Source organism: Pseudomonas sp., assembly GCF_002796985.1.
Classification (GTDB): domain Bacteria; phylum Pseudomonadota; class Gammaproteobacteria; order Pseudomonadales; family Pseudomonadaceae; genus Pseudomonas.
Genome location: NZ_PEKX01000007.1, coordinates 952,062 through 967,838, shown reverse-complemented (window position 1 = coordinate 967,838; position 15,777 = coordinate 952,062). Strand labels below are relative to the sequence as shown.

Here is a 15,777-nt window from a genome sequence, read left to right as displayed (position 1 = left end):
GCCTCCATGCTTCGTCACCCGCTGATTCCTGCACTGGCCGTCAGCCTGCTGCTGATCCCCGCCGGCACGCTGAACGCGGCCGAGGCGCTGCCGCCGACCCAACCGCTGCAAGGCCCCGGCGGCTCGAATTACGCCCATGCCGACGTGCGCCAGTGGCACTTCACTGCCGAGGGCAACGAATACTGGATTTTCACCCCGGACCGCCCTGTCCCATCCAGCGCCCCCGTCGTGGTCTTCAGCCACGGCTGGAGTGTGATGCAGCCGGACCTGTACCGCGCCTGGATCGAGCACATCGTCCGGCGTGGCAGCATCCTCATCTACCCGCGCTACCAGGCGACGCTGAAGACGCCGGCGGAAGCGTTCCTGCCCAATGCCGCCGATTCCGTGCGCCGCGCCATCGCCGATCTACAGGCGGGCAAGCTGGAGGTGAAGCCGGAACTGGAGCACGTCGCCTACGTCGGCCATTCGGCCGGGGGTCTGATCGCCAGCGGGCTGTCAGCTTCCTGGCAGCGATTGGGCATACCGAAACCGCGAGTGCTGATGGCCGTGGAACCCGGCAAGAGCAGTGGCCCGCGCTGGCGGCAGGTGCCGCTGGAGCCATTGGCGAACATTCCCGCCGGCACGCTGCTGCTGGCACTGTGCGGCGACGAGGACGAGCGAGTCGCCTGCGATGACGCCCGGCGCATCTACTCGGAAAGCACCCAGGTCGCGGCTCGCGACAAGGACTTGCTACTCCTGCGCAGCGACCGCCACGGCAGCCCGCCACTGCTGGCCAACCATGCAGCGCCGACCGCGCCGCGCTTCGATCCGCGTTACCCGCCCAGCGATGCTTCCAGCTGGCTGCTCAACCGCGTGCAGGAGCGCGTGAAGCAGCGCCTGAAACAAGGCCAACCATCAGCGCACAACGCATTGGCAACGGATGCCATGGACTGGTTCGGCCCCTGGAAGCTGTTCGATGCGTTGTGCGATGCAGCCTTCTACGGCCAGGATCGCGGCTACGCCCTGGGTGGCGGGCCAGCGCAACTCTCCATGGGGCGCTGGAGTGACGGGACGCCGGTGAAGACGATCCAGCGCTTGTCGAATCCCTGAAGCGTGTACCCGTAGGAGCGGACTCTGTCCGCGATGGATTCCTGTCGGCTGCGGGCCCGACCGAGAGCAATAAAAAAACCGCGGCCCAAGGGCCGCGGTTTTCGTTTACCGCTAATGCCGTCGATCAGTGAACCAGGATCGATGCCTTCTTCTGACGCACCTTCTCCGGGTTGATCAGGAAGCGCGCCAGTGCCGGCAGCAGCCACAGGGCGCCGAACATGTTCCAGAGGAGCATGAAGGTCAGCATCAGGCCCATGTCGGCCTGGAACTTGATCGCCGAGAAGATCCAGGTGGCAACACCGATCGCCAGGCACAGGCCGGTGAACAGCACGGCCTTGCCGGTGGACTTCAGCGTCTCGTAGTAGGCCTCCTGCAGGGACAGGCCCTGACGCAGGAAGGACTCCAGGCGGGTGTAGATATAGATGCCGTAGTCCACGCCAATCCCCACGCCCAGCGCGATCACCGGCAGGGTCGCCACTTTCACGCCGATGCCCAGGGTCGCCATCAGCGCGTTGCCCAGCACCGAGGTGAGGATCAGCGGCAGCACGATGCACAGGGTCGCGGCGAAGGAGCGGAAGGTGATCAGGCACATCAGCGCCACGCAGATGTACACCAGGATCAGGATGGTCAGTTCCGAGTGCTTGATCACGTCGTTGGTGGCGGCCTCGATACCGGCGTTACCGGCGGCGAGCTTGAACTTCAGGTCGTCCTTCTCGTTGGCCTTGGCGAAGTCCTGGACCACCGCAACGGCACGGTCGAGGGTCTCGGCCTTGTGGTCATTGAGGAACACCAGCAAGGGCGCCAGCGAGCAGTTGCTGTTGAACAGGCCTTCGGCGCGGCTGATGGAGTTGTTCAGCACGTCCTGGTTGCGCGACAGCGACTCCCACTTCAGGTTGCCTTCGTTCATACCCTTGATCATCTGCTTGGAGACGGTGACCAGGGAGATGGCCGACTGCACGCCCTGGGTGTTCTCCAGGCGCCAGGCCAGCTCGTCGATGGCGGACAGGGTATTGTGGGTGGAGCAGCCTTCAGCTTGGGACTCCACCATCACCACCAGCACGTCGGAGCTGGTCGAGTAGTTGCGGATGATGAAGTCGTTGTCCAGGTTGTAGCGCGAGTCCGGACGCAGCTCCGGCGCGCCCTGGTCGAGGTCGCCGATCTTCAGGTGATGGCCTTGCCACATGCCGCCTGCGAACATCGCCAGGGCGATGACCACGGAGATCGGCGCCACGCTCGGGCTGGCGAAGTTGGACAGCGCGCGCCAGAAGGGATGGTCGCGCACGGCGTCTTCCTTGCTGCGCTGCACGGCCTTCTTGCTGATGCCGATGTAGGAGATGGCGACCGGCAGCAGGATCAGGTTGGTGAACACGATCACCGCCACGCCGATGGAGGCGCCGATGGCCAGTTCGCGGATCACGCCGATGTCGATCACCAGCAGGGTGATGAAGCCCACCGCGTCCGCGAGGATCGCGATCATGCCCGGCAGGAACAGCTGGCGGAAGGTACGGCGCGCGGCCAGCAGCGGGGTTTCCGCGTCACTGGACTGCAGGGCGATACCGTTGATCTTCTGCACGCCGTGGGAAATACCGATGGCGAAGATCAGGAACGGCACGAGCATCGAGTACGGGTCCAGCCCGAAACCGAAGAGGTGCAGCAGGCCCAACTGCCAGATCACTGCCACCAGCGTGGTGGACAGCACGGCGATGGTGGAGCGCACGCACTTGGTGAACCACAGCAGCAGCACCAGGGTGATGACGAAGCAGATGCCGAAGAAGCCGACCACCATCAGCAGGCCATCGATCAGGTCACCGACCTTCTTGGCGAAGCCGGTGATGTGCACCTTCACATTGGGGTTCTGCAGCTGGTACTTGTCGCGGATCTTCTCTTCCAGCTCATGGGAGAACTGGCGGTAGTCCAGCTTCATCAGCTTGCCCTGGTCCTTCGGGTCCGGGTAGACCTCCAGCAGCGGCACGTCGACGATGCTCGACTTGAAGTTGTTGGCTACCAGGCGGCCGATCTGGCCGGACTTGAGCACGTTGTTGCGCAGCAGGTCGAGAGCCTTGGCCGAACCGTCGTAGGTCTGCGGGATCACTTCGCCACCGGCGAAGCCTTCCTCGGTGACCTCGGTCCAGCGCACGCTCGGGCTCCACAGCGACTTCATGCCGGAGCGGTCGACGCCGGGGATGTAGAACACCTCGTCATGGATCTGCCGCAGCGTCTCCATGTATTCCTTGGTGAAGATGTCGCCATTCACCGCTTCCACCGAGATGCGTACGGTGTTGCCGAGGTTGGCCAGGTCGTTGCGGTGCTCCAGCATGTTCTGGATGAACGGGTGCTGCAGCGGGATCATCTTCTCGAAGCTGGTGGACGGACGCACCTGCATTGCCGACCAGGCAAGGAAGACGGTCACCAGCAGGCACGCGATGATCACGAACGGCCGGTGGGTGAAGATGATGCGTTCCAGGAAAGTTGCCTTGTCCTGTTGATGCTTGTTCAGAGCGTTCATTGCGGCTCCCCGGCTTATTGTTGTTCTGTCAGCTCGGCGCCGGTCGCCGAAGCCAGGTGGATACCGCCCTGGCCGACCAGGACCAGGTTGCCATTGCCGGCGGCGCTCACGCCCGCGAGGGACAGGCGATCCGGACGGTTGACGACGCTGAAGCTCACGCCGTCGTCCTTGCTCTCCAGCACGCTGCCGCCATGGCCGACGACGACGATGGTGCCGTCATTCAGCAGGCTGCCCTCGGAGAGGCCGAACTCCAGCTCACCGCCGTTGGCGGTGGGCAGGCTGACCTGCTGCCAGGTAGTACCGAAATCGGTGGAACGGAACAGGTGGCCGCGCAGGCCGTAGGCCAGGACAGTGCCCGCCTGGCGGGTGCCGGTGACGCCGAACAGCGAGCCTTCGTACGGGCCCTGGAGTTTTTCCCAGGTCTCGCCCCAGTCTTTGGAGCGGAACATGCTGCCCGCCTCGCCCACCACGAACAGGCCGGAATCCTTCACCGCCGCGATGGCGTTGAGGTGGAACTGGTCTTCGTTGTCCAGGCGGTCGCTGACGTCTTCCCAGTGCTGGCCGCCATCGGTGGTTTCCAGCAGCGCACCGTAGGCGCCCACGGCCATGCCGTGGTTCTCGTCCTGGAACCAGATGTCCAGCAACGGCGCTTCGCGCTTGAGGTCCTCGAACTGGCGCACCCAGGTGGTGCCGCCGTCGGTGGTGGCCAGGACCTGGGCGTCATGGCCGACGGCCCAGCCCTTCTTGTCGCTGATGAAGAATACCGAGGTCAGCAGCTGGCGGGTCGGCACGGTGGCCTGGGTCCAGTTCTTGCCATCATCGTCGGAATAGAGGATGTGCCCGTGATCACCCACCGCGACCAGGCGCTTGCCGGCATTGGCGACGCTCAGCAGCAGGCTGTTGGCGGCCTTGGCGGAAATGATCGAGTTGGAATCACTGGCCGCTTCCGTTGCAGCTACAGCGTGCAGCGGAGCCAGGGACATCATCAGGAAGGAAAACGCGCCGAGCAGGGAAATCGACTTGCGCGACATCGGGATTGAGCTTCGCACTCCCGACACGGGCTGCTCGCTCGAAGTGCGCCACAGGGGCTCACGCATATGCCTTTACCTCTTTTTCTTATGCAGGCGGTATGTAGTTTGGAGCTATATAGCCAGCCTTTTCCGGGGCTGACAATTGACGGCACGTTATCTTTTGTTAAGCCCCGGTCGCCTCACTCAAAAGGATGACTGCGTTTTGCCACCTCACCCGAAAGGCGCACCGCTGGAGGCTTCCAGCGGGTTGAGCGGTAACACTTTTCGCTTCTGCCCTACAGGATCTGAGGACGTTTCCACCACAAATGAAAAAGCCCGCCGAAGGGCGGGCTTTTTCCAGGAGCCGAGCTTGCTCGCTCCTGCAAGTTCGTCCGACGAACTCAGCGGGTGCCGCGGCGACGCAATGCGGACGGGCTGAAGTAGGAGTCGTCCGGTACGGCCTGGCCGAAGTCGATGGTGCTCGGCTCTTCGTTGTCCAGGTTCTGTACGTGGTAGCGACGGGCCTGCAGGTCGTGGAAGGTATCCAGAGCGGTCCAGGTGGTGGGCAGCTCGTAGTAGTTCTTCAGGTAGGCCAGCGATACACGCCACAGCTCGCCACGACCATCGTACTGGTCGACTTCGGCGGCGCCCCAGCTATCTTCGTCCAGGAACAGCACGCGCTTGGAGTAGATATGGCGCGAGCCCGGCTTCAGGGTGCCTTCGACGACCCACACACGGTGCAGCTCGTAGCGGGTGTATTTCGGGTTCAGGTGGCTGGGGGTCAGCAGATCCTTGTACTTAACCTCAGGGCTGGAAACCTTGTAGTTGTTGTACGGGATGTACATTTCCTTCTTGCCGATCAGCTTCCAGTCGTAGCGATCCGGCGAGCCGTTGAACATGTCGGTGTCGTCGGCGGTACGCAGGCCGTCGGCGGCAGCGATCGGGGTGTCATAGGCCAGGTTCGGCGCACGACGCACGCGGCGCTGGCCGGCGTTGTAGCCCCAGGCCTGACGCGGCTCCTTGACCTGGTCGAGCGTCTCGTGAACCAGCGCGGCGCCGCCCGCCAGGCGAGCCGGGCTCTTGGTGAACGACAGGTAGTAGAACAGCAGGTTGTTCAGGTTCGAGAAGCTGTTGCCCTGGATGTAGTACTTGAACAGCGCTTCCTGCTGCGAGGTCACCAGCGAGTAGTCACCGTTACGCTGCACGGCCACTTCGGAGGCACGGCGCACGATGAAGGTGCCGCGGTAACGGGCGATGTGGTTCCACACCGCCTCGACGCCACTCTGCGGAATCGGGAACGGCACGCCACCGAAGGCATCGACGAAGCCATTGCCGCCCTCGGCCAGCTTGGCGCTGGTGGCGTTCTTCAGGGTGTTGTCATACACCCACTGCGGCGCCGAACCACTGCGGCGGCTCGGGTACACCGGCATCTGGAAGGTATCGGGGTAGGTGGCGAACAGCGCCAGGGTGCCCGGGGTCAGGTTGGCCTTGTACTGGTCCAGGTTCGCCTTGGTGATGGTGTACAGCGGCTTGTCGGCGGCGAACGGGTCGATGTGGTGCTGGCCCGGCTTGTAGCCGGCCGGCGCCTGGGTAATGCCACCGGTCCAGGCCGGAATGGTGCCGGCGGCGTTGCCGGCCTTTTCCGCGCCCATCGGGGTCAGGGTCGATTGCAGCTTGGCCGCATCCTGCGGGGAAACCGCCGCCAGCGCGCTGCCGGCGGACAGAGCCAGGGCCACCGCGGCGCCGACCAGGGTACGCATGTTGCGCATGTTGCTTCTCCGTGAGCTATGCGCGGCGGGTACTTCTGACGCCCGCCGCGCGCTGATCATTATTAGAAGGAGTACTTGACGTTGAAGCCGACGTTGTCGCGGTCGCGTGCGGCGTTGTTCTGCCCGGCGCCGTAGAACTCGGTGTACTGCAGTTCGGCTTCCAGGGCGTTCAGGTAGGTGGCCTTGACGCCCAGGGTGTAGGCCTTGCGGCCTTCGATGAAGTTACCGGTCTGGTAGGAGTTGCCTTCGAAGTCGTCCTTGTAGACGGCGTAGGGCGAGATGTTCACACCGGCGTAGACGTCGTTCCAGGTACCCGACAGCAGCAGGGTGTAGCCGTAGGCGTTCTTGTTCACCTGATCGTCGCGGTCGTAACCGGAGATGTAGGCGCCGTTGCCACGGCCGGAGTAGTAGCGGGTCGAACCATCGTAGGCGGTGTACTGCAGGTTGCTGCCGCGCAGGTGCTCGGAAGCCAGTTCAGCCACGCCCATCAGCGAGTCGAAGGACAGCGACGGGCCGAAGTTGTAGATGGTGCCCAGCGAGGTATTGAAAGCCTCGACGCGCTCGTAGTTGTGGATCTGGTCGCTCATCGAGACCTGGCCACCACCGATATTCACGCTTTTGCCGCTGGCCAGCCCCGGGGCCTGGACCAGCAGGTCGCCGAGCAGGTCGTTGGTGGTGGCGATGCCGATCGGCAGGTTCGGGCGGTAGGCCAGCTCACCGAATACCGAGGCTTCGCCCACGGTGGTGTTGAAGCTCAGGCCATACATGCGGATGTTTTCGACGTACTCGCGACGGGCGTTGACCTGGTTGGCAACGTCCACCGAGGTCGCGCCATTGACCAGGCTCAGCACCTGGCCGGCCAGGGCGTTGCCGCTGCCGGCTGCCGACTGCAGCTGGTCGTAGGACGAGAAGCCGCCAATTCCAGCCAGTTGATCGAGGTCGACCCCGGCATAGTCGCTGTTCAGGTCAGCGTAGATGGTCGGCTCTTTCGAGTGGTAGTTGACGAAGTAGAAGCCGAACTCGGTGGAGTTCAGCTCTTCCGCCACATAGTGGAAGGCGACGCCGAACTGACCATCGTTCTTCGCGTTGATGTCCTTGCCGACGTTGGCAACCTTGAACACGCCGTTGGAGTCCAGGTAGCTGGTGCCCTGCAGGCCACCTACGTGGGCAGCGGACAGCTGCGGGTAGAGGGTCTGGAACAGCGGGTTGGAGAGCGCGCCAACAGTGGTGTAGGCCGTGTTGCCGCCGTCGGCGAACAGGTCGGTCTCGGAGAAGAAGGTGCCAACTGGGTCGATGCGGGTCTCTTTCCAGTTCCACTGGTAGAAGGCGTCCATCGACAGGTTGTCGGTCAGGCCGATGTTGAAGCTCGCGGCTTCGACCGGCATCAGCACTTCTTTCAGCTCGGAACCCGGCAGGCGGAACTTGGCGGCATCCACCGGGTTGGTGGTGTTCACGCCACCGCGGTAGAAGATGCCCTCGCCCCAGTTGAACACCTGGCGACCCAGGCGCGCGGTCAGCGGGTGGTCGGCTACGTCCCAGTTGCCATAGACGTAGGCATCGAGGATCTCGGCGCGGTTACCGGCGGCGTCGCGGGTCTCGCTGGTGAAGCGGTCGCTATTGGGGTAGGTCTGGCTCGGCTGCGCCGGATGGTTGTTGTCGTAGTAGTCGTTGCGTTTGTCCATGATCTGGGTGTCATAGAAAGCCGAGCCACGTACGAACAGGCCGTAGTTCTTGTAGGTCGCTTCCAGGTCGGAAGTGATCTTGTACACCTCGGAAACCAGGCCGGTGTCGAAGTTGCGGTTGCCGTCGTTGCCGTTGATGTCGTTGTTGGTCTTGTCCTGCCCCTGCACGCGCCACAGGGCGCCATAGGACACGGTGCTGTCCAGCGAGCCGGTGACTTCGTTGTCGAGGAAGCTGAATTCGACGGCGGTCGCTGGCGCGGACATCAGCAGCGGCAGGATGCCTGCCAGGGCAAAGCCCGCACGAGCAGGCGCATAACGCAAGACGGACTTGCGAACTGGGATTTCCATTAGGACTCACTCCATGGACTGATCATTCTTTGGCGGTGCCGTCACTGCGGGCGGTTCACCGTTTCAGCCGTTATTCCACGGCCTTGTTGTCGTCGATCTGAAGGAAACTCCCCCAAGGTGCTCGACACGCCTCCCGCCCCATCGGACGGGCAAAGGCTAAGCGGGGTCCGTCGGTGCAACCCCAGTGCCAACAGCACCGATGTATCCGAATCTGCTTACAAAAAATAAAGAATCTACGCGCTACTTTTTGTGACTGGTCGTTCACTAACCAATTCAAGTGGCCGATTGCGCCATTTACCATCCCGAGTGGCGCAATCGGCCCCTGAAGGCGCGACGCAGACACGTCGGCGTTTTTCGCCCAATATCACAAAGCGATAAGAATGATATCGATTAATTTCGATAGGTAACAAAAAGGTGTTACCAACAAGGGTTGGTAACACCTTTTCGACAGTGCTTTGCGCCCCAGGGAGGGGGCGCGGCGGGAGTGTTACGCGAGGCTCTTGCTGACCACTTCGTAGACATCGCTGGACAGTTCGCCGGACGCCAGGATGCGTTCCAGCTCCGCCTTCATCAGTGACTGGCGCGCCGGCGCGTACTTGCGCCAGCGGGTCAGCGGCGTCAGCAGGCGCGAGGCGATCTGCGGGTTGAGCGCGTTGAGGGTGATGATCTGGTCGGCCAGGAAGCGGTAGCCGGCGCCATCCGCGCGATGGAAGTTCACCGCGTTCTGGTTGGCGAAGGCGCCGATCAGCGCACGAATCTTGTTCGGGTTCTTCAGGGTGAAGGCCGAGTGCTTCATCAGCTCCTGCACACGCTCCAGCCCACCCGGCAGGGTGCAGCCGGCCTGGACGCTGAACCACTGGTCCATCACCAGCGGGTCTTCCTTGAAGTAGTCGGCGAACATCGCCAGCCCCTCGGCCTTCGCGCTCTCGAACGACTTGCCCTTGGATGAAGCGTTAACCAGCACGGCAAGCGCGGTCAGGCGCTCGGTCATGTTGTCGCAATCCTTGTACTGCTCCTGGCAGGCGGCGAGCACTTCGGCCTTGCCACTCTGCATGAGGTAGGACAGGGAAATGTTCTGCAGGCTGCGACGCGCGATGTGCGAGGCCTCGGCAACGTAGGCAGTCTCGCGGGACTGCTTGCGGTTGGCCTGGTAGCGCTCCCACAGCTGCTCGTGCAGCGCCGCGCCGATCTGCTGGCGGGCGAACTCGCGGGCGGCATGAATTGCCTCGACATCAGCCACTTCGCTGATCTCGGTGAGGTACGCCTCGCTGGGCAGCGAGAGCATCTCGGCGACCATCGCCTGATCCAGCCCGGTGTCCAGCAGCAGGGTGCGCAAGGCGGTGATCAGGCGCTGGTCGAGCACCAACTGCTCGCCGCGCTGATGCTGGCCAATCAGTTCCTGCAGCACCTGCACGGAGAGCTGCTGGCCAGCTTCCCAGCGGTTGAAACCGTCCTCGTCGTGCTGCATGAGGAACATCAGTTGATCGCGGTCGTACGGGAAGCTCAGCTTCACCGGCGCGGAGAAGCCACGCAGCAGCGATGGCAGCGGCTTCTCGGCGAGGCCGACGAAGGTGAAGGACTGCTCGGCCTCGGTGACCTGCAGCACGCGGTCGCTGCCATGAGCGTGCTCCTCGCCCTGCAGGCGCAGCGGCACGGCGTTGCCCAGCTTGTCGATCAGGCCCATTTGCACGGGGATAACGAAGGGCTGCTTCTCGCTCTGCCCCGGCGTGGCCGGGCAGCTCTGGCGGAAGGTCAGGGTGTAGCTCTGCGCCGCGGCGTCAAAGCTCTCCTCCACCGCCAGACGCGGGGTACCGGCCTGGCTGTACCAGCGTTTGAACTGGGTAAGGTCGACGCCGTTGGCGTCTTCCATGGCCTTGACGAAATCGTCGCAGGTCACGGCCTGGCCATCATGGCGCTCGAAGTACAGGTCGGTGCCCTTGCGGAAGCCGTCGGCGCCCAACAGGGTGTGGATCATGCGCACCACTTCCGAACCCTTCTCGTAGACGGTCAGGGTGTAGAAGTTGGAAATCTCGATGAAGGAATCCGGACGCACCGGGTGCGCCATGGGGCCGGCATCCTCGGCGAACTGGTTGGTGCGCAGGAAGGCCACGTCCTCGACGCGTTTGACGGTGCGCGAATTCATGTCGGCAGAGAACTCGCTGTCGCGGAACACGGTGAAACCTTCCTTGAGCGACAGCTGGAACCAGTCGCGGCAGGTCACGCGGTTGCCCGACCAGTTGTGGAAGTACTCGTGGGCCACCACGCCTTCGACACGCTGGTGCGCAGCGTCGGTCGCGGTCTCGGCCTTGGCCAGTACGCAACTGGAGTTGAAGATGTTGAGGCCCTTGTTCTCCATGGCGCCCATGTTGAAGTCATTGACCGCAACGATCATGAAGATGTCCAGGTCGTACTCGCGGCCGTAGACCTTCTCGTCCCAGCGCATCGAGTTCTTCAGGCTGTCCATGGCGTGCTGGACCTTGTCGATGTTCTCCGGCTCGACATAAATGCGCAGGGTGACTTCGCGCTCGCTCATGGTGGTGAACTGGTCTTCCACGCACCAGAGGTCACCGGCAACCAGGGCGAACAGGTAGGCCGGCTTCTTGAACGGATCCTGCCAGGTCGCCCAGTGGCGGCCACCCTCTTCCGCGCCGCTGGCCACCGGGTTGCCGTTGGAGAGGAGCACCGGGTACTGGTGCTGCTCGGCCGACAGCGTGGTGGTGAAGCTGCTCATCACGTCGGGGCGGTCGAGGTAGTAGGTGATCTTGCGGAAGCCTTCGGCCTCGCACTGGGTGCAGAACATCTTGCCGGACTTGTACAGGCCTTCCAGTGCGGTGTTGCTTTCCGGGTGGATGCGCACGGTGCTGTCGACAGTGAAGGTCTCGGCAGTCGGCTGCAAGGTCAGGTGGCTATCGTCGAGTTGGTACTGGCCGGCTTCGAGGGGCTGGTCATCCAGCGCCAGCGACAGCAGCTCCAGCTGCTGGCCGTCGAGCACCAGCGGCGGCAGGCCAGCGCCGCGCTCCGGGTTGCGGCGCATCACCAGCTGGGCGTGGACCAGGGTGTGGTCCTCGTACAGCTCGAAGGTCAGGTTGGTCTCGTCGATCAGGTACTCGGGCGCCTGATAATCCTTGAGGTGGATGACTTTCGGTTGCTCGGTACGCATGGCTTTTGGCCCCTTGGCAGGCGGCAGGCGGGATGGGCCGGCCGGAGGAATACTGACTCTAGCGATTGGGAACGGCGCGGGCGAGTCGCAAGCGCATCTATCCCTAGATGCGCCTTCTCTAGATGCGAGCTGCGGGCCCTGAATTCAATGCAGGTTCGATCAGGCGCTGATGGCCAACTGGTACGCGGTGAACTTGCGCACGTTGATCACGCCGGTATCGAAGATCAGATACTGGCCCTTGATACCCTGCAGGGTACCCTCGACCACCGGCGTCTTGTCCAGATCGAAGCTGGTGATCTTGGCCAGGTAGGCCTCCACCGGGTACTGGATTTCGATCGGCTGCATGTCGATCACCGGCTGGATCGCCTGCAGGCCGAAGCGCTGCTGCAGCGCGACGATGCCGTCGGCGCAGGCGTCGAAGATCTGCTCGCGAATGGCCACCAGGTCCAGCGGCTCGGCCTCGCCCTTGAGCAGCGCGCGCCAGTTGGTACGGTCGGTGACCTGGCTGCGCAGCAGGTCCTCGACGAAGCCGGACTGCTGGCGGGTCGCCACGCGCATGATCGGCAATGCCTGGCGCGCGCCCTGGTCGATCCAGCGAGTCGGCACCTGGGTGGCGCGGGTGATGCCCACCTTGGCTCCCGAGGAGTTGGCCAGGTAGACCACGTGGTCGGTCATGCAGAAGCGCTCGCCCCACTCCGGCTCACGGCAGGAGCCGTCTTCGTAGTGGCACTTCTCCGGGCTCATGATGCAGCTGTCGCATTGCGCCAGCTTGGTGAAGCACGGGTAGCAGTAGCCCTGGGCGAAGCTCTTCTTGGTCTTGCGGCCGCAATGGCCGCAGAAGATTTCACCGAGGTATTCCAGGCGCACCGTCTTGCCGATCAGCGGGTTCACCGGAACCTGCGAATCGCCCAAACGGAAGGAATACTGCACGGGGCTTTCCAGGCGCGCCGACATCTTGTCCAGGGCGCCGCGTCCAAGCTCCTGCATCAGTGCAGCGAGTTGGAGGAGAAGAGGATGTTCGGGATCGGCTCGGCGTGGGATTCGCAGGCCTGCGGGCCCATGTAGCCGGTGCGCTGATCCTCGGGCAGGTTGTCGAGCTCCCAGGCGATCATGGCCTGCAGCGACAGCTCCTTCTGCTCCACGGTGAGCTTGCGGCCGTCAGGCCACTTGCCGATTTCCACGGCCAGTTTGAGGCTCTCGTAGATGTCGGGGGTGATGTTCTCGATCATTTCGGCGAAGGACGACATGGGCCGGCTCCTGCAGGGGAAAAACGAAGCCGGCATTCTACCGGGCGAAAGCCTCACGCGCACGAACACCGGTCAATCGGTTGCGCCGCTCCCGTTCATCCTGGGGACTGCTTTCGTAGGATGGCATGGAGCGAAGCGATACCCATCACTCCCGGAATCGACAGCGCTCCTACAGGTTCAGCGTTACGCGGTGCGGCGCCGCGCCAGCAGCCCACCGACCAAGCCGCTCAGGCACCCCGCCACCAGCCCGCCGACATGGGCGCCGTTGGCGATGGAGCCGAAGCCGAGCATATCGATCACCCCCGACAGGCACACCAGCAGCCAGATCAGCATCATCGCCACCACGCCCTTGGGCAGGTGATAGGCCGGCGTGGGCGCCATGCGCTGGAAGATCCAGCAGTGGCCGAGCAGGCCGTAGAGCACACCGGACAGGCCACCGAACAGGCTCGGGCCGCTGACGCCGTACTGCACCAGGTTCGACACCAGGCCGAAGCCCAGGCTCAGGCCCAGCAGCAGCCAGGGCCCCTGGCGGTACTCGATGCGCCGACCCAGCTCCCAGTACCACATGGCGTTCATCGCCAGGTGCAGCCAGCCAAAGTGGATCAGCATGGGCGTCAGCAGGCGCCACCACTGCCCGCTCGCCAGCGTGTCGGAGAGCGGATAGAACAGCACGCGGTCTTCGCTGACGAAGCGGAAGTCCTGGAAGGTGAACCAGCGCAGGGTCTCCGGCGAGGTACCCAGCAGCGTCACGGCGGCCACCACGAAGGTCACCAGCAGCACCGCGGCAGTCATTCGGCTCAGCTTCAACTGCTGCACGAACCCCGGCCCACGACGCTGGGGCTCGGCCTGCACGGTGAAATCCGGGTCGCCCTGTGGATAGCGCTGGTACAGGCTGCGAACCTGCTCCGCCAGCTGCGAATTGGGTACCCAGAGCACCTGTTCGCCGGACTCCTCGCTGACCCGGAACGGCACGTTCAGCCGGCGCAGCAGGCCGACGAACTCGCCCAGGTCCACCGCCGCCGGCAGCCGCATCGCTTCAACTGTACTCACTCATTGCCCTCCGGGCGCTTCACATCCACCCACACGAACTTGTTGCGGTCCAGCCGCGTTTCCTCGTCCAGCCGGTAGGCCGCGAGCTTGCCGTACATCACCGCGCTGTAATCCAGGCAGGCAAGGTTCGGGCGGATCGGCGCCGGCGTGCCGCGCCGCCAGTAGTGGCCGACGAACAGCAGCGGCTCGTCGGCACCATAGGTCAGCAGGCGAGACTTCTGCTCCTCGCTCAAGCGCTCGCTGGCCACTTCGTCGGGCAGCGCGTCGGGCTGGAACACGATATCGCCATAGGTCTCCGGCGCACGGTCCTCTTCCCAGAACTTGGTGCGGAAGAAAGCACGGGTGAAACCGTCGCTGCCGGTCAGAGTCAGGCCGTTGGGCAGGCGCATGTCAGTGCCGCGCAGCAGGCGGTCGCAGGCCTGCTGGGCAAAGCTGCCAGGCTCTGCGGTGGCCATGAGGAAGGCTTCGTCGATGCGCCCGTCCGGGAATTGCTGGCGCAGCGCGTCGATCACGTCGTGGTCCCAGCAGGCATGGGCCATACGGAAGCGCCCGGCATCGAGGAACAGCGGCATGTCCTGGAACCAACCGAGGAAATCGCGCCAGTCCGCCGGGTGGCCTTCGAACTGATCCAGCGTCTCGCGGATCAGTCGGGCATGGCGCGGCGTGTGCTCGCGCACGTACTGGCGCCCACTGCCTGGCGCTGCCGGAGTGGACCAGCCAAGGGCGTTGAATTCGTGATTGCCCATGATGCACAGCGCTTCGCCGGCGGCGACCATGTCGTGTACCCGGTGCAGCGCCTCGCGGATACGCGGGCCGCGATCGATGATGTCGCCGAGGAACAGCGCCTGGCGCCGCGCATGCCGCCACACGCCACCCTGCTGTCGGTAGCCGAGGCGCTCCAGCAGATGGTCGAGGGTGTGCGCGCAGCCGTGGATGTCACCGATCAGGTCGTAGCCGCGTGCGGGGTCGAGTTCCATCACTCGCTGCTCCCGAGACGGCTGCCCCAACCCAGTTTGGTCCGGCAGACCTCGTAGTAGTTGTGGTCGATGGGGTGGATCAGGCGCAGCTTCTGCGGCTTCTTGCTCACCGTGACGGTATCGCCCGGCGCACAGGTGAAGTGGTTCTGGCCGTCGCAGGACACCTGCGGGTAGATCTGCATATTCGGCGAGACGACGATCTTCAGCTCACTGTTGCCATCGACCACGATGGGCCGGCTGGAGAGCATGTGCGGGTACATCGGCACCACCACGATGGCATCCAGCTTGGGATGCATGATCGGCCCGCCGGCGGACAGCGCGTAGGCGGTGGAGCCGGTCGGCGTGGCGACGATCAGGCCGTCGGCCTTCTGGCTGCAGACGAACTGGCCGTCGATGTACAGCTCGAACTCGATCATCCGCGTGGACTTGCCGGGGTGCAGCACCACATCGTTCAGCGCGTCGCCCTGGCCGATGGATTCGCCGTGGCGGCGCACCAGGGCATCGAGCAGGAAGCGGCTCTCGACGATGTACTGGCCGCCGAGCACTTCGGCGACCTTGGTCTCCAGTTCGTCAGGGCGGATATCGGTGAGAAAGCCCAGGCTACCGCGGTTGATCCCCAGCACCGGCACCTTGTGCCGCGCCAGGGCGCGCGCGGCGCCGAGCATGCTGCCGTCGCCACCGACGACGATCACCAGGTCGCAGATCTCACCCATGATCTTGCGCGAGCAGGTCTGCAGACTGTGACCCGGCAGCACCTCCGCGATGGTGTCCTCGAGGATCACGTGCAGATGGCGCTCGGTGAGGAATTTCTTCAGCCGACGGATGGTTTCCAGCACCTGGGTGCTGCCCAGGCGGCCGATGATGCCGATATTGCGAAAGGGTTCCATGGGACTCCGGACGGCGTTGCGCTACTCGAATGACGGAATTATGGGCGAAAGG

Annotated in this window: 11 protein-coding genes; 1 reads left to right on the top strand and 10 read right to left on the bottom strand. The window is 63.9% G+C overall.

Annotation, left to right across the window (positions count from 1 at the left end; all coding sequences use genetic code 11):
- The first annotated feature begins 6 nt into the window (after positions 1 to 6).
- On the top strand, positions 7 to 1,089 hold the full coding sequence (locus tag CTR55_RS10165) for an alpha/beta hydrolase (protein ID WP_296285843.1): 1,083 nt from the start codon (positions 7 to 9) through the stop codon (positions 1,087 to 1,089).
- Between the two features lie 124 nt (positions 1,090 to 1,213).
- Here the strand turns inward: CTR55_RS10165 and CTR55_RS10160 are convergent, their stop codons facing one another.
- The 10 genes from CTR55_RS10160 to CTR55_RS10115 form a co-directional block, all read right to left on the bottom strand.
- Positions 1,214 to 3,595: an RND family transporter gene (locus CTR55_RS10160; RefSeq protein WP_296285841.1), complete on the bottom strand. Its 2,382-nt coding sequence runs from the start codon at positions 3,593 to 3,595 to the stop codon at positions 1,214 to 1,216.
- 14 nt (positions 3,596 to 3,609) lie between these two features.
- Positions 3,610 to 4,692: a YCF48-related protein gene (locus tag CTR55_RS10155; RefSeq protein WP_296285840.1), complete on the bottom strand. Its 1,083-nt coding sequence runs from the start codon at positions 4,690 to 4,692 to the stop codon at positions 3,610 to 3,612.
- Positions 4,693 to 5,006: 314 nt separating this feature from the next.
- Complete coding sequence (locus tag CTR55_RS10150) at positions 5,007 to 6,374, bottom strand: DUF1329 domain-containing protein (RefSeq protein ID WP_296285839.1); 1,368 nt, start codon at positions 6,372 to 6,374, stop codon at positions 5,007 to 5,009.
- A 62-nt stretch (positions 6,375 to 6,436) separates the two neighbouring features.
- Positions 6,437 to 8,404, bottom strand: a complete 1,968-nt coding sequence (locus CTR55_RS10145) for a DUF1302 domain-containing protein (protein WP_296285838.1) — start codon at positions 8,402 to 8,404, stop codon at positions 6,437 to 6,439.
- 487 nt (positions 8,405 to 8,891) lie between these two features.
- The gene (gene pepN / locus CTR55_RS10140; RefSeq protein ID WP_296285837.1) at positions 8,892 to 11,564 is read right to left on the bottom strand and encodes an aminopeptidase N; all 2,673 of its coding nucleotides are present in this window, start codon (positions 11,562 to 11,564) and stop codon (positions 8,892 to 8,894) included.
- A gap of 159 nt (positions 11,565 to 11,723) precedes the next feature.
- Positions 11,724 to 12,551, bottom strand: coding sequence for a DUF2797 domain-containing protein (locus CTR55_RS10135; RefSeq protein ID WP_296285836.1), 828 nt, complete (start codon positions 12,549 to 12,551; stop codon positions 11,724 to 11,726).
- Positions 12,551 to 12,811: a DUF1315 family protein gene (locus tag CTR55_RS10130; protein ID WP_296285835.1), complete on the bottom strand. Its 261-nt coding sequence runs from the start codon at positions 12,809 to 12,811 to the stop codon at positions 12,551 to 12,553. The genes CTR55_RS10135 and CTR55_RS10130 overlap by 1 nt, the downstream gene beginning before the upstream one ends.
- Before the next feature lie 183 nt (positions 12,812 to 12,994).
- Positions 12,995 to 13,861: a rhomboid family intramembrane serine protease gene (locus CTR55_RS10125; RefSeq protein WP_296285834.1), complete on the bottom strand. Its 867-nt coding sequence runs from the start codon at positions 13,859 to 13,861 to the stop codon at positions 12,995 to 12,997.
- On the bottom strand, positions 13,858 to 14,838 hold the full coding sequence (locus tag CTR55_RS10120; RefSeq protein WP_296285832.1) for a metallophosphoesterase: 981 nt from the start codon (positions 14,836 to 14,838) through the stop codon (positions 13,858 to 13,860). The genes CTR55_RS10125 and CTR55_RS10120 overlap by 4 nt, the downstream gene beginning before the upstream one ends.
- Positions 14,838 to 15,725, bottom strand: coding sequence for an NAD(+) kinase (locus CTR55_RS10115; RefSeq protein ID WP_296285831.1), 888 nt, complete (start codon positions 15,723 to 15,725; stop codon positions 14,838 to 14,840). The genes CTR55_RS10120 and CTR55_RS10115 overlap by 1 nt, the downstream gene beginning before the upstream one ends.
- Positions 15,726 to 15,777: the final 52 nt, after the last annotated feature.